The organism is Parabacteroides gordonii MS-1 = DSM 23371 (assembly GCF_000969825.1).
Taxonomy (GTDB): Bacteria; Bacteroidota; Bacteroidia; order Bacteroidales; family Tannerellaceae; genus Parabacteroides; species Parabacteroides gordonii.
This window is the reverse complement of sequence record NZ_KQ033920.1, coordinates 1,116,914-1,140,565: the sequence shown is the minus strand read 5'-3', so window position 1 is coordinate 1,140,565 and position 23,652 is coordinate 1,116,914. Positions and strand designations below refer to the sequence as shown.

The following is a 23,652-nucleotide window of genomic DNA, read 5'->3' as shown; positions in this document are numbered from 1 at the left end:
ATACCAGAAGTAAGCCGTATTTCCAACCCGAACCGGTTTCTCCCTGTGCAGGAAATGAATATCCCCTGCGCAGCCAATTACAGTTAACCGCGCAGGTAGCGATAAACGCCTGTGCGGCTAACTTTTATCCGGGAGTAATTGTTGTAACTTTGCCCTTGTTTAAAATTGAGGGAAAAGTTATGAAACATAAGGATTTTTGCAAACAGATGCGCTTGCAGGAACAGGAGAAACGTTCTGCGGGCGATGAAAGTACGGCGGACTTGTATAGGGCTGTACGAAACCATTTTATGTTATTTACCGGTAGGAGCGAACTTTTGCTGAAGGATGTGACCCCGCAAATGGTACATGCCTTTCTGAAATGGCTGAAGAACAAAGGCTTAAAGGTGAATAGTATAAACAGTTATATCAGTAACCTGCGTGCCATGTATAACCGTGCTTGCCTGGGATGGAAAAGCCGGCCTCTTGAATCACCGTTTAGCGGTATTCGGTTGAAACGGGAGGAGACGGTAAAACGTGCCGTACCGACTGACGTGATCAAAAAACTGGCTTCGCTCGAACTGAAAGAGGAACCCGGAAAGCAACTCGCCGTCGATATGGCTCTGTTTTCTTTTCTGGCCTGCGGTATTCCTTTTGTCGATATTGCGCATCTTACCAAGGCGAACCTGGAGGAGGGCGGTAAAGTGTTGGCCTATTACAGGCAGAAAACAGGTGTCCTGATCCGGATGGAGGTTACTCTGGGGATGCAGCAGCTGATAGACCGTTATAGCCGTCCGGACGCATACTATCTTTTTCCGATATTGTCGGAGGGGGCTACCCACGAACAGTATAAATCTTGTCTGGCAAAGGAAAATGAGTACTTGAAGCAAATCTGTGTCGATCTGGAATTGTTGGATATACTGACTACGTATGTATTCCGTCATGCTTGGGCCTCGGAGGCTTATCATCGGGGAGTGCCGATCAGCATCATCAGTCAGGCACTTGGACATACCTCGGAAAAAACAACCCGTATTTATCTGGCAGCCTTTGATCTTGATAAGATGGCAGAAGCTACTCAAATTGTTACTGAAGAAATAGAAGCTATGATGAGGGCTTAGAATATACCCTTATTTATAAAATAAGGGATAAAGTATCGTTTCTATCTCAAATAGAGGTGTTTATAATCTCTTTAATTTATCATTTGAGATAAAGTACTGTGCAAACATAGATAGAATCCTACGAATAAACAAGGCTTCGAAAGTGTTTTATTAAAAAAAGCACACAGATTTAATATATTTTCACCTTTTCTTCTGTTTTATAGTCCTATTACCTAAATTTTAGGTGGTGCAGACATAAAGGGGGCTGGGAGTGCTATCTCTTTAATGTCCGTTAGAAAAAAACTGTTATCCTTTCTGTTAAATTTTTCCCTAAAAGAGTCTCAAAAAGATCCCAATCCTATATTTTTTACCATTGTTGAAGAGTAAAATCCTTCTCCTAAAAAGAGCTTTCTTATTGCTTTCCCCTTATTTTATAAATAAGGGTAGAAAAATAAAGAAAAACTGAATATCAAAAGCTAATAGGGAGATGTACAGGATGAAACAGCAAACACATAAAAAGAGAATGGAAACAATAAGAACCGCACTTTGCCTGTTCCTGCTTTTTATACTTTTCTTTCCGGGAGTAAAAGCCCAGACTACATCATATACGAAAGCAGAATCTTTTTTATTCTCCTTTAAAGAAAATAATGATATGTTCCTGGCTGATTTTGGTGATAACGCCTATCAACTGGAACGAATGGGACAGTATTTGCCTGCTTTCCGTAATCGCCTGTTGACCGGAGGTTGCCACTTACTGATCATATCGCATGTGAGCGCTTACGACTCGGAAGAAGATACAGTCATCAATGAAGCCTCGCTTCGTGCCAATCGGATCCGTGCCTATCTGAAAACCCGGTTGGATATTCCCGGTGATTGTGTAGCATTCTATATCGACCGTAGTGGAAGTTATCGGGATAGGGTACACGTTTATCTGGTGGAATCTCCGCTTCCCTGGTTTGCTAATACTGCGATCCGGTATAGTGAAAGCCGTTATCCGAAAGCCATCCGGGATGCATTGGAGAAATACGGAGCTATCCCCTATGCAGACCTGTTCCGACGGGGAGAGGCGGGCGGTTACGATCGTGCGGTATACCGTATCGACGATCCGCTGTTCGATCCTTCTGAACTGGAGGATTACCGACTGGCTTCGATGGTGGATAAATCAGTCCGGACTCCTCTGTCTTCAACAGTTGTAACGACACATGAAAAAACGCGAGTTGTCAGGAAAGAAGTTCCGGTGAATAAAGTAACGGAGGATATACCGGCAAAAGCGGATGATCCAGTAGCGGTTACCAGCCGGCATCCGTCTCCTTCAATTCCGGGATCGCCTGTATATATGTCCGTCAAGACCAATTTGTTACCCTGGTTTACGGTATCTCCTTCTATTCAGTTGGGTACAGGAGATGTGAAACTGCAAACCGGCTCCTTTATGCCTAATCTGGAGGTGGAATGCTATTTTTCCGACCGTTGGTCGGTGGCTGTATCGGGAATGTATTCCGATTTCTCCTATAAGAATAAGACACGCGACCGCTGGTCGGTATCCGAATTTTCGGTCGAGCCCCGTGTGTGGCCGCTTACTCCCGGAAAATTTACTTGGCTGAACACCGGCTTGTTCGGTGAATATGGTGATTTCGATGTGCGGGGGAGCGATATAGATCCCGATGAAGAAGTGCTTTATGGCAGGACCGGTCGTTTCTGGACGTTAGGTGCTTCGATCGGTTGCCTGATTCCTTTAGGAAATGGTTTTTGTGCCGAGGCGAGTGTACGTACAGGTTACCGTTCGGTTTTCGACGGGAAGAAATACCGTTATGATAAAATAGACGATAAGAATTATATGGAGAGCCGTTTTTCGTCGACGGGCTTTATGGTCGGGCTGAAAGTCAGCCTGGTGTATCGTTTTCAGATCAGATAAGGAAAGGGTAGAAATATGAAAAAGCAGAAAAAGAGTGGAATAGTGGGTTGGATGGCATTTCTTGTATGTGTCTTTGCAATATCGTCTTGTACCTACCATGTCCCCGACGAAGACTGGGAGAAGAACGGGAAAGTACGTCTGCATCTGGATTGGCAGACCCGGAGCAGTTATCCGTCCGGTATGACGTACTATTTCTATAAAGACGGGACAGGGCATCCGGTAGTCCGCTCGGGAAGTGCTACGGGTTATGAAGGGACACTGCCGTCGGGACATTATAAAGTAGTGGTATGCAATACCGATTGTGATAATGTCCAACTGGAAATGAATAACGGTTACGAACAGGCTCTCGGCAAGGCCCGGCTGATTTCTTCTTTAAAATCCGCTTCCGTACATATTGCACGTCCCGGTAATTTATACGGTACGGGTTGTCAGTCGATCGATGTAGGAGGAGAAAAGACTGTTGTGGAAGAGCTGTATCCGGTCAGTCTGGTGAAGACACTGGAACTCAATATAAAGGTGACAGGAGGGGAAGATATCCGGTTGACGGGGTTATCCGGCCGGTTGACAGGCGTTTCGTCGCAGATACAAATTCCGACTGGAAAAGCATTGTTCGATACGCCGGCTTTTATGGCATTCGAGCCTGAATCAGCTAATCCGGGAGTATACACTTCTTCTCTTAATCTGTTCGGCCTGTCTGACGGAGGAGAGGAGGGCGATCCGGTCGAACTTTACCTGACGCTTACTCTGAAAGACGGAAAAGAGGTCACTTCGTTTACGGATATAACCGGGGAAGTGGGTAAGGCATTCGAGCAAAGCATATCGGCTCATGTCGTACTCGACCTGGAGATCGCGTATGATGAGATAAACGGTGCAACGATCACCCTGTCCGGCTGGAAAGAAGGAACCGGTGAGGCGGGGAACTGAGACAATACTTGATATATATTTAATGTATAGGGAAATGAAGATTAAAAACAGATATGGAGGAGGATGGTATCTGCCTGTATTTGTCCTTTTAGGAGCAATAATGGCGGCCTGTTCGGGTAGTGACGGAGATTTTACTGATCTGTTCGGGCAAAAGTTGGTGCTTCGTGCCTTTTCGGAGAAGCTATCGGGCGAGGTTTCTTTTGCCGACTCTGTATTTTTTGCCAAAGGCAATGAATCGGGAAAGTATACGGATATATGGAAAGCCCGGGTAAAAGAGGATGGGAGCACGAGCCTGGCGGAACCGAAATATTATCCTTCGGACAATAGTCGTATTTACCTGCGCGGCTTTGCTCCCGAAGGTCAGTTGTCTGGTGAGGGGCGGATCGTTTATTCGATCGATGGCCGGCAGGATTTGCTGGTGACCGACGAACAGAATGGCTCCCTGACGGATATGTTCTGGCAGGAAGGAAAGTCGTTCCGGTTTACGCATCTGCTGAGCCAGCTACGTTTTCAGTTCCGGTGTGACGAGGCGGGAAAAGAGAAAGGGTGGAAACTTTTCGGCCTTGTGGCGGAAGGGGTACAATGCGATGCCGTATTGTCTCTGCCGGATAAAGGGTTGACTTTCTCCGGTGAACAAAAGGCGTTGATCGTCCTTGACCGGATGGCCGGCGGCGAGTGTCTGCCGCTGGATACCGATTGGGTAGACGTGTCGGAAATGGTCATGATACAGCCTGGTGTTGCGGTGGGCCTGACGGTAATACTGGAAGACCGTGCAGGCAACCTGACGCGGTTCGAGCGGTTGCCGGTATCGTTCCATGAAACGGATGGCTATCCGGCATCCGGCACTTCTTATCTCTTGTCGGTCGTGCTTCGTGCCGATGGTGCCTGTTCCCTGTCGGCACAGGTGTCGGAGTGGAAGAGAGGGAATAACGGAACGGGAGTTATCGATTGAAGATATAGTTATTTAATCAATTAATAAAAGAAAGTATGAAACAAGTATGGATGTATGCCGCTTTTCTGGCGGTAGTGATGTCGGGTTGCTCTTCTTCGGAAGAAGGAGATCTCCAAACATCAGAAATCAGGGTCGGGGCGACCGTAAGCGGAGCCATAACCAAGGCGCCGGTCGTTACGGGCGATACGTTTACGGCAGCTATCACAGCTTTTGAAGGAACCCAAGCTCCTGCATCATGGACTGCTGCATTTGCGTGGCAGAACAGTATCACATTGATTGCTGCCGAAACAGCGGCGGGAACATCGGTCCCTTTGAATGTATCGAAGGTGTATCCGGCCACAGGAAATGTTTATATGGCGGCCTGGCACCCGGAGATCGCTTCCGTATCGGGGGTCGTGACTTTTCAGCAGACAGGAACGGAGGATGTGATGTATGGCGGTATCGTCAGCGGAAGCAAAAGTGTTCCGGCAGGAGCGTTCTCCTTTACTCATGCGCTGACGCAGTTGAATTTTCAGGTACAGGCATCGGATGGTTATTTGACGGCAAACCCGGATAAGAAGATCACAAAAATAGAAGTTTTATCCGCATCTTATCCGAAGACAATGACGATCGTAGACGGTATTGTAACGTATGCGACTGCAGCTACATTGCCGGTTCCGGGTATTACATCTACCCAGCTTACCAAAGATGTGACGAAGATCGGTGAACCTTTTATGATACAGGCATTGAACGGTGTAAAAGTGAAAGTAACCTATGAAGGTGGTACAACCAGTCCGGACATCAGCATTATGGATGCGTCTACCAAAGAAGGTCTGAATGCCCTGGCCGGAAATTCTCATCTGATCACTCTTTCCTTCCTGAAAACAGGTGAAATAGCCATCGAAGGAACAGCCACTGTAGCCCCGTGGCAGGTAGGTGCCTCCGGAAACGGAACGGTAACAGAGTAAAAAGAAGTGATTCACATCTGACAATAAATGAAACTGGTATTATTATTAAACGATAAATGAAATGAGAACGAACAAATTTTTAGTAATGAGTATGTTGGCGACGGTTTTCTTGTGCAGCTGTTCCAACGAAGAAGAACCCGCTGTGGGAGGTATCCCGGAAGCGATGCAGGTACGTGCCGGTATCGGAGAGGCTACCCGTGCGGTGATCGATGCCGGTTACGGCAGTGATCTGGCCGTATCGTTTGCCCGTTTGGATAATCCGATATCTAATGACGATTGGACAACGCCGGCTATCGGTGCTACCCGTCTCGGTGGTGGCGGCAATACTTCCGTTACGTTTGCAACGGCGCAGACTTATATGCCTGCTAATGGTCAGTCGGTTCTGATCGGTTATTATCCGCAGGCTGCCCTGAGCGGGAAAAATAACCCGACAGTCTCTTATACTATTACGGGCGACGAGGACATTATGGCAACAGAAGTACAGACCGGAGCTGCTAACGCCAAGTTTATCCCATTCACCTTTCAGCACCTGCTTACCCAGTTGCAATTCAAATGTTCCGGTTCGGCGGAAGCAGTTAAGAAATGGACAAAAGTTTCATCTATTACGGTAAAGAACGTATATAACACGCTGTCGTTGTCGCTCGATAAAACAAGCGGCGCAACGCTAGCTACAACAGGTTCGGCCAACACCAGCCTGAGCGTGATCGGTTGTCCGGAAGAAGTATCGGCTCCCGATGCAGCCGACCCGCAGATCGGTTATCTGATGGTCTATCCCGTAGCGGATATGGGTACGGAGTCTGCCGCTATCGCCCTGGAAGTAAAAGCGACTTATGACGGAACAGAAAAAACATTGCAGGTGCCTATTTCTAATATCAGCGGAGGAGCACAGAAAGGACAGTCGCACCTGATCACCCTCAATTTCACGATCGACGGCGAGATCACCATCGAAGCAGGCATTGCCGAGTGGCAGCCGGGCAACGGAGGCAGTTCAACGATCACTCCCGGAGCATAACCCTTTTTAGAATAGCAGGAGATGAAGAAAATAATAGTGATAGCCACCATCGCTTGCCTTCGGGCACTAACCGCCTGTTCGGACGGCAGCGATCCTACACCGCAGCCTGTCCCCGAAACGAAGGTATGCCTGGAAGGGGCGATCGGTGTGTCTACCCGTGCAGTGATCGGCTCCGGCTATAAAAAGGATCTGGCTGTGTGTTTTGCCCGGCAGGATGAAACCGGTTCCGGAGTGTATGGTACGTGGAGTGTATCCGGAGCCGTCCGGAGCGGCGGGGCGGGCAACCGTCCGGTCGTGTTCGATGAGACGCAGCTCTATCCGTCCGATGGAAGCAATATCCGTTTGCATGGCTATTATCCGGTAACCGGTGAACCGGATGCTGCGGCAGGTCGGATGACCTTTACAATAGACGGAATGACAGATGTGATGGCGACGGGACCTTTGTCGGGAAACAGCTTTGCTCCCCTGCGCACCTGTACGTTCCATCATTTGCTGACTCAACTCGGCCTGCTTTGTTACAGTGACAGGACAGACCGTTGGGGAGAGATCGCGGGGATAGAAGTAACAGGGGTACATACCCGGCAACAACTGGACTGGCAATCAGTATTGCCCGTGTTGTCCGATGCCTCTTCGGCGGAAGATATTAAGGCTGTCGCCGTGCAGGAGATAGCAGGCCTGGCGATTCCCGAGGTAGAGGAAGGTGGTGAGCTTCCCGAAGCGCAGGGGTATATCCTGCTTCCCGCTTCGCCGATCCCGCTGCAATTGGAGGTGACGACAACAAAAGACGGCAACGGCAATGCGGTGGAGACAGTCTCCCGGGTGTCCGTTTCCGTAGAGGGTGGTTTCCTGCCCGGCAAGCGGCATGTTGTCTCGCTGTTTTTCACCGACGGACGGAAGATACAGGCTACAACGGTCGGCGTAGAACAATGGACGGATCGGGATGCCGGCGAAATACCGATTTAAGTAATAGAATAAGTAATAACTAGTATTTATATTAAAACGAACGAAAATGAAAAAGACAATGACAATGGGCGCTATGGCAGTTGCCCTGCTGACAGCAGTCAGTTGCTCGAACGAGGAAACGGAAATTATTACCGGACCCGGCAACGACGACCAGGTAGCTTTGGGGATCACCCCGAATCTGAAAGTGGATGCCGGAACCAAAGCGGCTACCAAATCTGTCGTGAGCGGTGAGGCGATCGCTTACGATAAGAACAGTTTCTCAAGTAACGATAATGCTCCGGGGTTGGGTGTGTTGGTTACGAACAGCGGTGCTACCGGTTGGTACACGCCCGACGGAACAGAGTATACGGGCCATCATGTATGGTATCTGGGAGATGAAAAGGGAGCTAATTGGATCTCTGTCAAAACAAAAGCCGGCACTTTCGCCGATACGAAAGAAGTTCCTTATTATCTGAGTAAAACAGTAGGTAAAGTATATGCCTATTATCCTTATAGTGCAGATATTACGACCTCTCTTTCTTCTATATCCGCGGAATCTGACCTGAAAATTCCGGTAACGGTGCTGGCTTCCGGTGAAATAGATGCTACGAAAAACAATGCGAAGAAGTATTGGAACAGCGGTAGCTGGGGTACGACTGCCAAGGGGGATCTGGTGAACCTGTCGCTGGCAACTGAAAAGGATTACCTTTATTTTGCAGGAACAGAAGGACGTTATGTAAATAACGGACGTGCGGACGGAGAAACACCGGTCACTCCGGATGCCGAACCGGATAATAAGAATGCTACCAATCCCGGTTATAAGATCAATCTCGATATGCACCATGCCATGTCTATGGTGTCTTTCCGGGTGTATGACGGCGGTAACCTGAGTACTAATGACGTGAAATTTACTAAGTTCGAGATAAAGAACAATGCTACTTCCGGAGTAAATCCTTTCAAGGTGGGAAGTGGAACCATGTCTTTGGTGGACGGTGCGATTACCGGCCCGTCTACTACAACCGGAATGGCTCGTACGATAACGAAATATATCTTGATGAGACAGGTGGATCCGACAACGGGAACTGAAGGCGAACACGCTTTCAAATCGACAGGTACCAGTACCTCCTCTGTAAACGGTAAATCGGTATCCAAAACGGTCAGTGCCATTGTGTATCCTACAACTTTCGGCGATGGTGAGATCGACGTGGTGGTTACTCTGCAGGAAGGTGCTAACACTCCTGTCGAATATCCGGTAACCCTAACGGCCAATGAATGGGCTGCCAACAACAATTACATCTATACGCTTTCTGCCGGCCGTAATAAGCTGACGGTAATGGATGTTACCGTAGAAGCATGGGTCGATAACGAACAGGACGAAATCCCGCTGTAATCATTTCCATTAAAACAAAGCCCATGAAACAGAATCTATATACATTTCCGCTAGCGGTCTTCCTGTCTTTGTGTACTGCCTGTACACAGGCCGACATCGTTTTGCCGGTAGCTGGTGGCGATGGAGGAGACGGCGGGAAAGACAAAGGTGTCCCTCTGTCGGTAAAGAACCTGGGCTTGTCGGTGGAGATAGAAACGAGAAGCTTAGTGACCGGAGGTCCCGTGAGGAGTGACACCAATCCGAATCCGCTGACGCAGGTAGGACTTTGTGTCACGAAGCAGAGCAGCAGCGGTTCGGTGAGCGTTTATGCCAGCGGAAATAACACGCAGATGTTCACCTACAATTCCGCTACGCCTGCCTGGGAACTGGCAGAAGGCGAAGAGGCGCTCTACCTGTACTCTGAAAAGGGTACGGTATATGCTTATTCGCCTGCCGATAAAAGCGTCTCGCTCACCGGCACTCCCAAAGTGCCGGTGATGAGTAGCGTGAAAGTCTCGGAAAAGCAGAATTTCGTGTTCAATGACGGCAGTGGTGTGGTGAATGCTGCTACCGATGTACTGTGGAATACCGATCAGGATGATTATCTCTATTGCACGGCATCCGATCAGGTGGACCGCTGGCATCCGGAGGTTTCCTTAACCATGCGGCATGCGCTGACGAAGGTGAGTTTCCGTATTCTGGAAGCTGACGGGGGAACAGCATTCGATGGTTTCCATGTGGCTAAGGTGGTATTGAAAAGCAATGACGGTTTTAAAAAGTCGACTTCTGCCAAGCTGAACCTGTCGACAGGGGAGTTGAGCGGTACGCTGACACCGGTAAGCCAGCTGACCTTTACTGCCGATGGCGATATGCGTGCTGTCGGAACCGGTGTGAACGAACCTGCGCAGGTACCGGTACAGGCCTTCGGGCTGGTGATCCCGGTGACGGGCGTATCCGTTACATTGGAACTGACACTCGACGACGGTCGTGTGTTCACCATGTCTCCGTCCGAAGGAAGTGCTGATCCCGGCACGTTCACGGCCGATTGGGTGAAAGGGAATAATTACATCTATAATATCCGTATGCTTCCGCAAGGAATCGTTATAGCGAATATGGAAGTAGCCGGCTGGAACGACGGTGGTTCGACCGACATTCCGGTAGAATAGGCTGCAACAAACAGGGCGGGCGGGGAGCGATACCCCTCCCGTTCACAAAGAAGAATGTGACAAGTAAAGATTAAAACGAACTGAGATGAAACGGAGTCGAATACAACTATATCTGTATGGGTTACTGGCCGGCAGTTTGCTGGTAGGGTGTACGGCAGGACCGGTGGAAGAGATCGTACCGGAGGAGGCACAGCTGGTGATGCTTAGCTTCGGCAAGCCTGACCTGGGAGTGCCTGCGGTACTGACCCGTGCCGATGAAACGGTGACGACACCGACGCCGTTACCTGTAGGAACAACCGTACGGATCGGCGCTTATTTCACAGGGAACGTCGGGGATAAGCAACAACCAGCTTCTTTTGCTACGGACGAGCCTTCGTTTGAAGCTACTTACCGGGTAGGTGAGGACGGTGCGTTGGTTCCCTGCCGGGTGGATAATGCCGGAAAGGTGGTGGAAGGAGAAGCCAAAGGCTTGCAGGTGAGAGGGGGCGTATACGATTTTTATGCGGTATCACCGGCGCGAAAGCTATTGAAGGGTGCCGATAATAATTATAAGATAACCGGTATCCCCCATAAGGAAGATGTGATGGATGCTTTTGCCCGCGGTGTTGCGGTTGCTAAAGAATCGCGTGTGGTGACACTCGGCATTTTCCGGCGAAAATGTGCGTTGGTGGTATTCAATGTGGCTCCTTCGCCTGACAACGCGCTGCCTTTCGAAACATTGTACGGCACAAAGCTGGAACTGAAAAAGATTTCTTCTTCGGGAGCTTCCCTGATAGCGGGTGAGGATACGGGAATACCGCCCACCGGCGGGAGTGAAGAGGAAGAGGCCCGGATCGTATTTGCAGCCGAAGAATTCGAACCGGTGGAGTCGGACCCTGATAAGATCGGCCTGAACAAGACAAAGGGTATCCTTCTTCCGAAGAATAACCAGCCTTTCGAGGTGGAGATCGGCGTACAACGCGATAATGAAGCGGCTACCCTGAAAGCGACGATCGACAAAAATATCTCGTTCGATGAAGGCAAACGGTATGTTTTTACGCTGGAAGTGAAGAACAACGAAAGCAGCCTTTTGATGAGGGTGCTCGACTGGAATGCGATCGTCTTCAGGGACGATAACGTGGGAGGTCCCGACACGCCTTATCCCGATCCGGATGTGAACGAAGGGATCGGAACCACGATAGTCGTGGCTAAATGGACAGAAATACCCTGGAGCGGAAACGGGGAAATTGGAGGAAATTAAAAAAACGAAATACAATGAAACGAGGAAGTGAAACAGGATGGAGGCCTTTGACGAGGATCGGGAGGTTGCGCATCGGCTTATTACTGGGATGGTTGTTTGTGTATCTGGTCTTATTGCTGACTGGTGGCTGTACGCAGACCGAAGTGGAAGAGGATGTGATCCCTCCCCATGCCCTGAAAGATGTGGAAGCAGGTTTTAACCTGAATGTATTGGCTAACCAGACCCCCGCGACACGTAGCATAACCTTTACGTCCGAGGGTACGATAGAGGCCGATACGTTGGTAGCGGCTGTCGGCGATACGGTTCGTACACGGGCTGCCGCTCCGTTATCGGAAGTACAGGAAAATAAGATTGCCAGTTTGTGGGTAGGGCAGTATGATGCTACGTCGGGTGCCCGGTTGTTCAGCAAGTATATCTCTTCGATGACAGATAATACAGTGAATGTGAAATTGAAGCAGAGCCAGAGCGGAGCGAAAAGCCGTGTGTGGTTCGTAGCGAATGCCAGTGACCTGGGTGAAGTGGCCACTGAAAATGCTCTGAAAGAGCGGATTTTAGCACATAAATCCACCAATGAAGGTTTGCCCGAAGATAATTTATGTAAGATGACAGGTACCTGGGAAGGGATTGTACAGGAAGGTGGCGTGAAAGAGGTTACCGTGAACCTGAAGCGTCTTCTGGCTAAGATCACCTTTACTTATTCTATGGGAGAGGGCTTTGCGTTTACTCCTTCTTCCGTGCTTTTGAAGAGTGTACCGGATGTGTCGCAGGTGGAGGTTCCGACCGGTCAGTTGACATCAGGCGTTACTTATACTAGGGAATATACGGGAACGGCGAGTCAGTCGGGTGCGACAGTCTACTGGTATTTGCCTGAAAATATGGCGGGAACTGTCAGTGGTGAAAACGCAGTCGATTCAGAGAAAAAGAAGACCGGAAAGGGAGTTACGAATGCAACTTATATCGTGTTGTCCGGCGAAGCTGTACAGGGTGGAGTCACTTATAAGAATGTAAGTTTCACTTTTTATCCTGGAACAAATATGAATAATTATGATATCGTGCGCAACTCGCATTATACTATGACAGTCAAGCTGGTCGGAATCGACGTTTCTGACGAACGTATCTCTGTGGGTGAGATACCTCCTATCGAGGTCGATCCAACTGAAATGCCTGCAAATAAGGGTGGTGAAAAAGATATTCAGATCACTGCCCGTCCGGGTCAGGAGTGGGTGTTCGATATGCCTGATTGGTTATCCGCCCTATTGGATGGGAAGGAGATCACTTCAGGTGCTACTATTACGCATCAAGGTCCTGCCAATGTGAAATTTAAGGCTGTGGAAGCCAATCCTAAAGCAGAAAAGAGGTCTGTCTCTTTTAATATAGAAGTGAATGGAACGGATCAGGAGATAACGATCACTCAAAGCGGTTCGACCCTGATAAAAGGAAATGCTGTTTCGTTAGCGGCAATTACCGGCTCTGAGGGTGCTTCTTCTTTTACGGCTACCGAGGGGTTACAGTGGCTTGCCGCTTTAAGCGACGGTGATGGTTGGCTGGACTGGTCAGGCACAAACCCCGGAACATTTGGTGATGAAGCGCCGGAGGAGGCGCAAGCGTTGAAAGTACGAGCAACCTCTGTAAACCCGTCGGCACAGGTGCGTACCGGTAAAATAACGGTGAAAGCCGGTGCTTCGGTGGGGGATGCCACTTACACCGGGTTGAAACAGGAGATAGCAGTAACTCAGGCGGGTTCCGAAGTAACAGGTTCGACATTGAATAATATAGTCGCTCAAGGTGCAACCGGTGATGCTTCGTTTACGGCTACAAAAGGTTTGGTCTGGGCTTCGAGTGTCACTTCGGGCAATTGGATAACTATCAATTCCGGCGGATCGGGCACGCCTACTACCGGATCTGCTCAGACAATCAATTATACGGCTACCGTTAACCCGTCTTCTTCTGGCCGGAGCGGTAAAATAACGGTTCGTGCAGGTGATACTTCTACCGGACCGACAGGCGATATTGTTCTGAACCAGCTGGGAGCAATATTGAAGGTGAGTGAAGCCAAAACGGTGGCAGCTACCGCTTCTACTACTGATTATGTATCTACTTTTTCGGCTACGAAAGGTTTATCGTGGAACGTATCGGAAAATATGGATTGGTTGACTTTGACCGGCACAACTGAGGGTACAAATAACACTACCGGTACGAATCAGAATATAACGTATAGTACGGTTGTTAATCCGAATGCCTCTACCCGCCAGGGAACGATTACTGTAAAAGCTGGCAATGCTGTCGGTAGTACGGATGAAGGATTGACCAGAACGATAGCAGTGACTCAAAGTGCATCATCCTTAACAGCTTCTGTCAGTCCAACAACAGCATTAGTTGCAACAACAGGTGCCGGCGGTACTTATACAATGAATGGCACTAGCGGATTGTCATATTCCTTCACCGTCGGTTTTCCTTCGTGGTTGACAGTCACTAATGGTACTGCTTCTATCGGTGGCGGGACGACTAGTGGTTCAGCTCAGCAGTTAACTTATAAAACGAGTTCTGTAAATCCGAATGGAACTGAACGGAAAGCGACAGTAACTGTGAAAGCCGGTAATATGACAAAAGATGTAGAAATCAAGCAAGCTGCTTCTAGTTTTAGCCGAACGAATCCGTCGGGCCAAATAGCAGCTGCCGCAAACAGTAAAGTAACGGGTTCGGTTACCGCGACAGACGGTTTGGCGTGGACAATAACACCGGCTAGTAATAATAATATAACGGTGAGTCCTACCAGTGGTACCGGTAATGCAACGATCACTTTTACGGGTACTGCCAATACCGGTGCTGAGCGTACTGGATCATTTACTTTATCGGCAACTGGTGCCAGTCCTGCGCGTACACTGGCATTAAGTGTTACGCAAGTGGCTGGCGAAACACCAGCTACAACAGGCAACCTTCAAGTATGTAAAACGGATGGAGGCACCATGAATTGGAGTAGTGCTAATTCATATTGTAGTAACCTTACAGCAGAAGGTAAAAGTGATTGGTATTTGCCATCGAAGGATCAGCTGCTAACTATGTATAACAATAAGAGTTCGTTACAGAACACCGCCGGCTTTACACCGTTTGTGAGCGATTACTACTGGAGTAGTACGGTCTCCAGTAGTGGCTACCACTGGGTCGTGGCCTTCGGCAATGGCAGTACCACCAACAACTACGACACCAGCAACAACTATGTTCGCTGTGTCCGGGATAAATAGTCAATTTATCAATTTAACAATTTGAAACCCAAAGACCGCCGTAAGGCGGTCGAAATTTGAAAATAAAAAGGAGGTATGCTTATGATATAAAAGAATAGTTTGGACTTCAGAATACCGTTAGTTACGGCATACGGTAGCGCCAAGATTCAGACGAATCCGGTTGTCCACAGGGCTTGCCTTGTTAGAATTACCCCGGGGAGCCCCGGCAGTAAGTTATAAGTGACAACTACGAACGTTTGTGAGCAATAACTACTGGAGTAGTACGGCCAACAGTAGTGGCAAACACTGGTACGTGAACTTCAACAATGGCAACAGCAACAACAACAACGACAACAACAATCTCTATGTTCGCTGTGTCCGGGACTGGTTTGAAATCTGTAAATCTGATTGTCAAGTAATTATTTAAGTAAAGGAGAAAAGATGTATAAGAAATAGTTTGGACTTCAGAATACCGTTAGTCACGGCATACGGTAGCGTCAAGATTCAGACGAATCCGGTTGTCCACAGGGCTTTGCCCTGTTAGAATTACCCCGGGGAGCCCCGGTAGTAAGTTATAGTGGCAACTACGAACGTTTGTGAGCAATAACTACTGGAGTAGTACGGCCGGCAGTAGTGGCAACCACTGGCGCGTGAACTTCAACAATGGCAATAGCAACACCAACAACGACACCAACAACAACTATGTTCGCTGTGTCCGGGACTGGTTTGAGTCTTTAAAACTGAATGTTTGTAATTATTTAGTATAAGAAAAAGAGAAAAGTATAAGAAAATAGTTTGGACTTCAGAATACCGTTAGTTACGGCATACGGTAGCGTCAAGATTCAGACGAATCCGGTTGTCCGCAGGGCTTGCCCTGTTGAAATTACCCCGGGGAGCTCCGGCAGTAAGTTATAAGTGGCAACTACGAACGTTCGTGAGCAATTGGTACTGGAGTAGTACGGTCTACAGTAGTGGCAACCACTGGATCGTGAACTTCAACAATGGCAATACCAACAACAACAACGACACCAACAACAACTATGTTCGCTGTGTCCGGGACTCGTTTATGAATCTAAAAATAATGAAGTAGGAAATGAAAATAGACTTTGAATCATTGGTGCAGGCATGGTACGACTGCCGTAAGACAAAACGGAGAACAACTGCTGCAATGGAATTTGAGATGGATGCGGAGCATAACCTCTATACATTATATAAAGAGATAGAGGAGGGCTGCTATAAGATTTCACGTTCGGAGGCATTTATTGTAACGGAACCTGTGAAGCGGGAGGTGTTTGCTGCTTCGTTCCGTGACCGGGTGGTGCATCATTATCTGGCTGCACGTATCAATCCGTTGTTTGAGAAAGAATTTATTCTGGACAGTTATTCCTGCCGTATCGGTAAGGGAACATTATTCGGTATAAATCGCTTAAAACGGTTTATCGCCCAGTGTTCGGCCAATTATACGAAAGATTGCTATGTCCTTCAGTGCGACATACGTGGCTTTTTTATGAATATAGACCGTCGATTGCTGGCGGATAAGCTGGATAGGTTTCTGCGTGCCAGGTATGAAGGCGACGATTTGGAAACCGTTCTTTATCTGACCCGGCTGATCGCTTTGGATAACCCTGTATCGAGGGTACATATAAAAGGTTTCCGGTCTTTATGGAAAGGCCTGCCGAAAGATAAGAGTCTGTTTTCGATGAACGGCATGCCGTTGCCGAATGAGACGAAACCCCGGCAACTGGACTTGTTTGTCTGTAACCGGGAGTTGGGTTTGCCGATCGGTAACCTGACCAGCCAGCTGTTTGCCAACTTTTACCTGAACGGTTTCGACCATTATTGTAAGAGCAAGCTGGGGCTGCGTTATTACGGACGGTATGTAGACGATTTTTTTGTCGTGCACAACGACAAGGAATATTTAAAGAGCCTGATCCCCTTATTTCAGCAGTATCTGCAGGAAGAACTGGGGTTGACCCTGCATCCGAACAAGATACGGCTGACCCATTATACGAACGGTATCCGTTTTGTCGGAGCTATCGTAAAGGGACGTGTTATCCTGACGGGGAAACGGGCTGTGAAAGGGATGCGTAAGGTGATAGGAGAATATAATTATAAGGTTTCCAAACACCCGTTGAGCGAAGATGAAGAGGAACATTTTCTACAAAGCCTGAATTCGTATTTGGGACTGATGAGACATCACAGTAGTATGAACCTGAGGAAGAAGGTCAGGGAATGGCTTTCGCCTGCACTGGATAAACTGTATTATGTCAGTCCCGAGAAAATAGTCCGGAAGGAGAAGGTGCGCCTGTTGCGCCACCAGACTGTCAGGAATATTTGCTCGACTATAATAAGAGCTCAGAAAAAGGCCGGGCTGGTTCCCGGAAATTACGACGATCTGTATCCGGTAATATATGCATCCAGATACAATTGTTATGAAATATTGAATCATGGCTTTACATACTGAAACTCCACTTTATCTGCGGACGGTTGAACTGATAAAAATGATCTATGCCGTCTCGCACCATGCTCCCCGGGAGTATAAATACACCCTGATGCAGGATATCCGCAGGGACGCGATGAACCTGACCCGCTGTATCTACCGGGCGAATGTGTCGTTGGACAAGTCGCCCCACCTGATACAACTGGTGGATGAGTTCGAATTCCTGAAACTGGAAATCCGCCTGTGTAATGATCTGCGTATCATCGATACGGGTAGTTATGCCAAGCTGGTTCTGTTGATGGAAGATATCGGACGGCAGATAACAGGGTGGCGGAAAAGTGTAATCAAATAAAAGAAATTATTTATGGACTTGAAACAGAAGCTGGATTTGGAGACAGCCGAAAGTACTTATATATACTTATATCGTGAAGGTCTTTTCTGGAAGGCGTATGAGCGTTCAGCAATTAAGTTTATACAGACCATTACCGTTTATCAGGTAAATACCCGTTTCTGTAAAGTGGTCGATATGGAAGTGATCTCGCTGGGTTTTCCGGATGCGGTTCTACCGAAGATACTTGAAAACCGGGAATACGAGCAACCGGATGAAAAGCGGCTGGTTATCCGTTCGGTATTACTTGGTGACGGGGAGTTTGCAACGGAGAAAAGCCGGTATATATCCAATAAGATGCAGGCATTGAAAAAGGATACATTGCAGGAATCTGTCCTTGTCAGGAAAGAACCGGATACCGGTGCACTGGTGTTGGAACGGCTGCGTCTGTATGACATCGCAGGGGTGACCCCGATAGAGTGTATGATCTTCCTGTCGTCGTTGAAGAAACAATTGGAAAATAACATAACATTTAAAGACAACTGATTATGAACAAAACAGATTTAGTGAACGCATTAGCGGAGAAGATGGGTATTCCGCAGTATAAATCCCGCCAGTTCCTCAATGCTTTCCAGGATGTGCTGAAAGATTCGCTGGGGCAGGAAGCGATAGTGCTTCAGGGGTTCGGAACGTTTGAACCCTGGAAACAGACAGAGCGGCAGGGACGTAACCCGCGTACAGGTATTCCCTGTATGATTGAAGCCCGTACGAGCGTGAAGTTCAAACCCGGAAAGTTTTTATTGAAGGCCTTGAATACCCACGACAAATAACATATGAAGAAAATAGTAACAAAAGGGTTGGCCGGTTTATGTATACTGGCTGTCCTGCCTTCCTGTAAGACAACCCGGCAAGATACACAGTCGACGGGACGTATGGAAAGAGTCCAGTCGGCTGCAGTAGAGAAGGTGCCGTCTACAGCTGCCTTGGTGCGCCGTGCGGAGATCCCTTTATTGCAGATCGATGCCCTGGCCGTTTACAGCGGGATGATCAGTTATCTGACACCGGAAGCGGAAACCTGTCCGGCAGAACGATTGGGTACTGAAAAACTGACGGCCTATATCGGTTTTCCGGCAGGAAGTGTCAAACTCGACCTGAAGTATGGCAACAACCGGGCCGAACTGGAAAAACTGAAAGGACGCTTGTCGCAGTTGCAGGGAGCGGAAAACAGGGTACGGGCCGTCCGCCTGACAGGCTTTGCTTCGCCCGACGGTAGCACGAGTGAGAATGAGCGGCTGGCGGGTAACCGGGCCGTCGGTTTTAAGAACTACCTGCAAAAGTTGCCGGAGCTGTCGGGCGATGTATCGGTCACGATCGACTGGGTAGGCGAAGACTGGGAAGGTTTGCGCGAGCTGGTTGCGAAGTCGGGACGCGGCTATAGCGCAGAGGTCTTGGCTGTACTGGATAAATACACCGATGCCGACAGTCGGCGGAAGCAGTTGAAGGCGCTCGGCAAGGGGGCTATATATAAGGATATAGAGAAAAGCTTCTTTTCCCGCTTGCGTCGGATGGAGCTGGACGTCACCTATGAGACGACGGTTAGGGTTCCTGCCGGGTTGCCCCGACTGGAGGAACTGGCTGAAAAGGTGGTTGCCGACCCGGATAAGCTGACGCTCGAGGAGCTTCTGCAGGTGGCGGTACTGTATCGTCCGGGTACGGAACAATACCGCGAAGTATATGAATTGGCTGCTTACCGTTTCCCTTCCAGCCGGGAAGCCGTGCTGAATGCGGGAGCTGCCTCGCTGGCTCTGGGCGATCGGGAAGCGGCCGCTTATTTCCTGCGGCAGGTGGCCGACGATCCGCGTTCGTGGAATAACCTGGGGGTATTGGCCCTGATGGAGAACGAGTCGTCGGAAGCGATCTCCTGGTTTCGCAAGGCGATGCCGCAAAACCCGCGCCTGTCGCGTCATAATATTCGCATAGCGCAGGGATATTAATGGCCTACGGGCTTTTGTGCCGGACCGGTAAGGGCAAACCATTCCCTGACTGGCCCGGCTTTATGTATAAAGTAATAAAAGAACTGCTGGGTGAGAAACCTTCCGGCAGAAAGTTCCGGAAAAAAACGGAACGGATGGCTCCCGAAGAGAGGGCCTTTTATGTAAAAGCGGTCTATGATGCCGCTTTTTGTGATTGGGTGGAAATGACTGACGAGTACAGAACGTTTGTCCTGATCTTTGTATGTAGCGATTGGGCCCGGTCGGCCGACTATCTGCGTACTCATACAGTATTGGGAAAACTGGCTTTCCCTTTGCGTGAACCTCTGATGTTACGCAGGTTACTAACGTTGTTGGAAACGTATGAGAAGGATTTCGACTTTAATTCCATGCATCTGGCCTTTATCTGTTTTCTGGCTTTTGGTTTTGATGGGAATTTGCAGTATTTCTCCTGTAAGCTCCGGAACGACAGGGCTGACAGGGATGATATCGAGGATTTGGAAAACATGCGTAAGTGGGCGGAAAAGCGTAAGTGATGATTAATTGATGTTAAATAGGGGAGGAATCGATCTATCGCCTTTCAGGTATCTTCGGATGGCTTGTGGGGCTTATGGGATCGTTTTCTTCCCTTTTTGACTGTTCGTTCCCCCGTATTCGGATAGAAGCGGTTTTCCCGGATTTATATCTTTGACATGTGTTCGATATCGTACTCCTTTATTAATTTATTAAACATTAGTATTATGGCAATCAAGTTCAAAATGGTTCCGCGCAAGAATCTGGGGGACGACCAGGCGGAACATCCGGTAAAACAGTATGCACAGATGGTTTGCGGCGACCTGGTGACTTTCGAGGAACTGATCGAAGAGGTAACCGACGGCTCGGGAGTGAGTAGCGCCAGCGTGAAAGCGGTGCTGGATCGTGTGAATGTGGTATCGATACGTCATTTGCGCAACGGACGGCGTGTCAATCTGGGGGAGTTGGGTAATCTCCGTTTCTCTTTTGGTTCGGATGGAGTGACCGATGCGAAGGATTTCGATGTAAGTATGATCCGCGAACCGCGTGTTTGCTTCTTCCCCGGTAAGGCGTTGCGTATCGCCAAGAGTCGGACTAACTTCGAGAAGGTGACAGTTTCTGAAGGTAAGAATGAAGGTGAAGGCGGTGGCGAGGATGACAGACCGGTGATCGAGTAATCCGATGAAACGGCTGACAATTCAATTGATTATGGCAATCCTGCTCACATTGAGCGGGATTGTCCTTCTCTTCTGCGGGTTCTGGATCGATCCGCAGGGACTGATCGATAACAGTGTGCTGGTGGCTTTCGGCGAGATCAGTACGTTTGCAGGAGCTCTTTTCGGGGTGGATTATACATATAAACTAAAAATCAATGACAATGGAAAGTAAAAGTAAAAAGATCTGGTTGAGTGAGCATTTCACATTGGAAGAACTTACCTATAGTCGTACTGCGGTAGAGCATGCAATCGACAATACACCGTCTCCCGAAGCAAAGGTGTCGTTGCAACATCTGACCGGTTGTTTGCTGGAACCCTTGCGGCAGTTGTATAAGAAGCCGATCGCCGTTTTGAGCGGTTACCGGAACAAAGAGGTGAACCGTCTGGTGGGTGGCGTATCTACGAGCCAGCATCTGAAGGGGGAGGCAGCCGATTGTTATACTCCCGAAGGCCCGGCGAAGCTGTTGGAACTGTTGTTACAGTCGGGTTTGCCTTTCGACCAGGCGATCCTGTATAAGCGCAGGAAGTTCCTTCATCTCTCGTTAAAGACTTCAGGAAAGAATCGTATGCAGGTTATTCTCTGTATGTTATGTGTTATCTTTTTGCTGGCGGGATGCGGAGCACGCCGTACGGTGGCAGGTACCTGTCTGGAAGAGCGCAGGGATTCGGTACACGTAAGCCTTCGGGATAGTTTGATCCGTGTCGCGAACCTGGAGATCACCGACAGCCTTTCGTGGGAGTTGGAGCAGGTTGTATATTTGCCGCCGGACAGTTCCGGCGTGCAATACCTGCAAAGCGTCACTACCGCCAAAGTTTCCCGCATCTGTTCCTGGACGGATTCACTGCTTGCCGTTACAGACAGCCATACGGAATATGAACGTCTTGCTACAGAAAACCTCACGGCTCAACACACCGCCCGCTCTTCGCCCCGGAGCCCTTTCCTGCCACTCGCCGGATTAGCCTTATTATTGTTGTTTTGTCTGTGGATTGTGTGTAAACTAAGGAAGGAAAAATAAGGGTTGTTCTAAAGAAAATGTTATCTTTGTGTATTGCTACATAAAACGGATAATATGAATACAGAACTCCAAAAACTGCCGATCGGAATACAAAGCTTCGAGGATTTGCGAAGCAAGGGGTATGCTTACGTAGACAAGACGGCTTTGATCTATGAAATGGTGACGAGGGGCAAACCTTATTTTTTGAGCCGTCCACGACGTTTCGGAAAGAGTTTGCTGATTTCGACACTGGAAGCTTATTTTCAGGGAAAGAAAGAGTTGTTTAGAGGGTTGGCTATCGAACAGCTCGAAAAGGACTGGTTTGAATATCCGGTGCTACATTTGGATTTGAATGCGGAGAAGTTCGTATCTCCAGAGTCTCTGTCTTTTATATTAATCAGACATCTGAATATTTGGGAGGATAGATGGGGCAGAGATGAGAGAGAAAAGACGTTGGCTGACCGGTTTCAGGGTTTGATCCGTCGTGCTTACGAAAAGACCGGAAAGCAAGTCGTTGTTCTTATCGACGAGTATGATAAACCTTTGTTACAGGCTTTGGGAGACGATGTTTTGTTAGAAACTTTTCAGAGTACATTGAAAGGTTTTTACGGTGTATTGAAAAGTGCCGATCCTTATCTGCAATTCGTCCTGCTTACCGGTGTGACCAAATTTGCTCATGTGAGCGTGTTCAGTGATTTGAATCAATTGAATGATATCAGTATGGCGCGTCAATATGCCACTCTTTGCGGTTTGACAAAGGGTGAATTGACTGCTAATTTTACGAATGAGATAGCCAGTCTGGGAGATGCGAATGATCTTACTTTTGAAGAAACGATCGATACATTGACAAAGAAATATGACGGTTATCATTTTCATCCGGTGGCCGAAGGGGTCTTTAATCCTTTCAGTGTATTGAACGTATTGGTAAAACAGGATTTTAGTAATTATTGGTTTCAGACTGGGACTCCAACCTTCCTTATTCAGTTATTGAAAAAAAGTAACTATGATTTGCGAAGGATCATCGAAGGGGTGGAGTTGCGTGCTTCAGCTTTTTCGGAGTACAGAGTGGAGGCTAATAACCCGATCCCGGTGATTTATCAGAGTGGTTACCTGACGATAAAGGATTATGACAGGGAGTTTCAAAATTATACACTGGCTTTTCCGAATGAAGAGGTGGAATATGGTTTTTTGAATTTTATAGTGCCTTTCTATACACCGGTATCGGATGACGAAAGCGGTTTTTATATAGAACAGTTTATACGTGAGCTTCGTGCCGGAGAAACGGATGCGTTTCTGACTCGGCTTAAGGCTTTTTTTGCAGATTTCCCTTATGAACTGAATGATCGTACGGAACGACATTATCAGGTCGTTTTCTATCTGGTATTTAAGCTGATGGGACAATTTTGCGATGCGGAGGTTCGTAGTGCCAGAGGCCGAGCCGATGCGGTAGTAAAGACGAAGGATTACATCTATGTATTTGAATTCAAACTGGATGGTAGTGCAGAAGATGCCATCCGGCAGATCGATGAAAAAGGGTATTTGATCCCTTATATTGCAGATGGTCGTACCCTTATAAAAGTAGGTGCTTCTTTTAGTGCGGAGGAACGGAATATTGCAGAATGGATAACGAAAGATTAATCATATAAATTAGATATAGTATGGAAACTCCCAAATACAAGACAATTATCAGTGTGCTGAATGCTTCCAGTGAAGGTTTTGAAGAATATCTGAAAATGAGTGAGCGGATCAGCTTGTTTGTGGCAACGGATGGGGCTAGTGAACCGGAAGGGATGATGGAGGAAGAATATATTGCGCAGTTTGCGATATTACAGGAAAAGCTTTATAAGGAAGCGCTGGAAAAGAAGAATAACCTTTCGTGCTGACACGGAAGCTTATATGAGCCTGGTGCCG

24 protein-coding genes are annotated in these 23,652 nt (G+C 48.2%); all 24 read left to right on the top strand.

Annotation, left to right across the window (positions count from 1 at the left end; translation table 11 throughout):
• The first annotated feature begins 179 nt into the window (after nucleotides 1-179).
• The 24 genes from HMPREF1536_RS21730 to HMPREF1536_RS21625 all read left to right on the top strand — a co-directional run bounded on the left by HMPREF1536_RS21730 (nucleotide 180) and on the right by HMPREF1536_RS21625 (nucleotide 23,624).
• Nucleotides 180-1,094, top strand: a complete 915-nt coding sequence (locus HMPREF1536_RS21730; protein ID WP_028729057.1) for a tyrosine-type recombinase/integrase — start codon at nucleotides 180-182, stop codon at nucleotides 1,092-1,094.
• Between the two features lie 502 nt (nucleotides 1,095-1,596).
• Nucleotides 1,597-2,985, top strand: a complete 1,389-nt coding sequence (locus HMPREF1536_RS21725) for a DUF3575 domain-containing protein (protein WP_087880890.1) — start codon at nucleotides 1,597-1,599, stop codon at nucleotides 2,983-2,985.
• Nucleotides 2,986-3,000: 15 nt separating this feature from the next.
• On the top strand, nucleotides 3,001-3,909 hold the full coding sequence (locus HMPREF1536_RS21720; protein WP_028729059.1) for a DUF5119 domain-containing protein: 909 nt from the start codon (nucleotides 3,001-3,003) through the stop codon (nucleotides 3,907-3,909).
• A gap of 34 nt (nucleotides 3,910-3,943) precedes the next feature.
• Complete coding sequence (locus tag HMPREF1536_RS21715) at nucleotides 3,944-4,861, top strand: fimbrillin family protein (RefSeq protein ID WP_028729060.1); 918 nt, start codon at nucleotides 3,944-3,946, stop codon at nucleotides 4,859-4,861.
• 35 nt (nucleotides 4,862-4,896) lie between these two features.
• Nucleotides 4,897-5,808, top strand: a complete 912-nt coding sequence (locus HMPREF1536_RS21710; RefSeq protein WP_046151811.1) for a fimbrillin family protein — start codon at nucleotides 4,897-4,899, stop codon at nucleotides 5,806-5,808.
• A 61-nt stretch (nucleotides 5,809-5,869) separates the two neighbouring features.
• On the top strand, nucleotides 5,870-6,820 hold the full coding sequence (locus HMPREF1536_RS21705; protein WP_028729062.1) for a fimbrillin family protein: 951 nt from the start codon (nucleotides 5,870-5,872) through the stop codon (nucleotides 6,818-6,820).
• A gap of 21 nt (nucleotides 6,821-6,841) precedes the next feature.
• Complete coding sequence (locus HMPREF1536_RS21700) at nucleotides 6,842-7,783, top strand: fimbrillin family protein (RefSeq protein WP_028729063.1); 942 nt, start codon at nucleotides 6,842-6,844, stop codon at nucleotides 7,781-7,783.
• 46 nt (nucleotides 7,784-7,829) lie between these two features.
• Entirely contained in the window at nucleotides 7,830-9,152 is a 1,323-nt protein-coding gene (locus tag HMPREF1536_RS21695; RefSeq protein ID WP_044193093.1) for a fimbrillin family protein, read from the top strand.
• Between the two features lie 23 nt (nucleotides 9,153-9,175).
• Nucleotides 9,176-10,297 (top strand): fimbrillin family protein, encoded by a 1,122-nt coding sequence (locus HMPREF1536_RS21690; RefSeq protein ID WP_028729065.1) that lies wholly within the window; start codon nucleotides 9,176-9,178, stop codon nucleotides 10,295-10,297.
• An 85-nt stretch (nucleotides 10,298-10,382) separates the two neighbouring features.
• On the top strand, nucleotides 10,383-11,537 hold the full coding sequence (locus HMPREF1536_RS21685) for a BF2992 family fimbrillin-A clan protein (protein ID WP_028729066.1): 1,155 nt from the start codon (nucleotides 10,383-10,385) through the stop codon (nucleotides 11,535-11,537).
• Nucleotides 11,538-11,551: 14 nt separating this feature from the next.
• On the top strand, nucleotides 11,552-14,779 hold the full coding sequence (locus HMPREF1536_RS21680; protein ID WP_167331515.1) for a BACON domain-containing protein: 3,228 nt from the start codon (nucleotides 11,552-11,554) through the stop codon (nucleotides 14,777-14,779).
• Nucleotides 14,780-15,354: 575 nt separating this feature from the next.
• Nucleotides 15,355-15,525, top strand: a complete 171-nt coding sequence (locus HMPREF1536_RS27250; protein WP_081693387.1) for a DUF1566 domain-containing protein — start codon at nucleotides 15,355-15,357, stop codon at nucleotides 15,523-15,525.
• A gap of 89 nt (nucleotides 15,526-15,614) precedes the next feature.
• The gene (locus HMPREF1536_RS27245) at nucleotides 15,615-15,848 is read left to right on the top strand and encodes an Lcl domain-containing protein (RefSeq protein ID WP_157395729.1); all 234 of its coding nucleotides are present in this window, start codon (nucleotides 15,615-15,617) and stop codon (nucleotides 15,846-15,848) included.
• A 3-nt stretch (nucleotides 15,849-15,851) separates the two neighbouring features.
• Entirely contained in the window at nucleotides 15,852-17,222 is a 1,371-nt protein-coding gene (locus tag HMPREF1536_RS21675) for an RNA-directed DNA polymerase (RefSeq protein WP_052349887.1), read from the top strand.
• Nucleotides 17,206-17,550, top strand: coding sequence for a four helix bundle protein (locus tag HMPREF1536_RS21670; RefSeq protein ID WP_028729068.1), 345 nt, complete (start codon nucleotides 17,206-17,208; stop codon nucleotides 17,548-17,550). Before HMPREF1536_RS21675 ends, HMPREF1536_RS21670 begins: the two co-directional genes overlap by 17 nt.
• 12 nt (nucleotides 17,551-17,562) lie before the next feature.
• Entirely contained in the window at nucleotides 17,563-18,072 is a 510-nt protein-coding gene (locus HMPREF1536_RS21665; protein WP_028729069.1) for a hypothetical protein, read from the top strand.
• Between the two features lie 2 nt (nucleotides 18,073-18,074).
• Nucleotides 18,075-18,356 (top strand): HU family DNA-binding protein, encoded by a 282-nt coding sequence (locus HMPREF1536_RS21660; protein ID WP_028729070.1) that lies wholly within the window; start codon nucleotides 18,075-18,077, stop codon nucleotides 18,354-18,356.
• Between the two features lie 3 nt (nucleotides 18,357-18,359).
• Nucleotides 18,360-19,520 carry an OmpA family protein gene (locus tag HMPREF1536_RS21655; protein WP_028729071.1) on the top strand — a complete coding sequence of 387 codons (1,161 nt, stop codon included), beginning with the start codon at nucleotides 18,360-18,362 and terminating at the stop codon, nucleotides 19,518-19,520.
• A gap of 62 nt (nucleotides 19,521-19,582) precedes the next feature.
• On the top strand, nucleotides 19,583-20,053 hold the full coding sequence (locus tag HMPREF1536_RS21650) for a hypothetical protein (RefSeq protein WP_150115642.1): 471 nt from the start codon (nucleotides 19,583-19,585) through the stop codon (nucleotides 20,051-20,053).
• Nucleotides 20,054-20,257: 204 nt separating this feature from the next.
• Nucleotides 20,258-20,707, top strand: coding sequence for an HU family DNA-binding protein (locus HMPREF1536_RS21645; RefSeq protein WP_028729073.1), 450 nt, complete (start codon nucleotides 20,258-20,260; stop codon nucleotides 20,705-20,707).
• 4 nt (nucleotides 20,708-20,711) lie between these two features.
• The gene (locus tag HMPREF1536_RS21640) at nucleotides 20,712-20,918 is read left to right on the top strand and encodes a hypothetical protein (RefSeq protein WP_028729074.1); all 207 of its coding nucleotides are present in this window, start codon (nucleotides 20,712-20,714) and stop codon (nucleotides 20,916-20,918) included.
• Nucleotides 20,908-21,762, top strand: coding sequence for a D-Ala-D-Ala carboxypeptidase family metallohydrolase (locus HMPREF1536_RS27240; RefSeq protein WP_081693389.1), 855 nt, complete (start codon nucleotides 20,908-20,910; stop codon nucleotides 21,760-21,762). Before HMPREF1536_RS21640 ends, HMPREF1536_RS27240 begins: the two co-directional genes overlap by 11 nt.
• Nucleotides 21,763-21,816: 54 nt before the next feature.
• A complete protein-coding gene (locus HMPREF1536_RS21630; RefSeq protein ID WP_028729075.1) occupies nucleotides 21,817-23,379 on the top strand; it encodes an ATP-binding protein in 1,563 nt (520 codons plus the stop codon).
• Nucleotides 23,380-23,399: 20 nt separating this feature from the next.
• Nucleotides 23,400-23,624, top strand: coding sequence for a hypothetical protein (locus tag HMPREF1536_RS21625; protein ID WP_028729076.1), 225 nt, complete (start codon nucleotides 23,400-23,402; stop codon nucleotides 23,622-23,624).
• Nucleotides 23,625-23,652 lie beyond the last annotated feature (28 nt).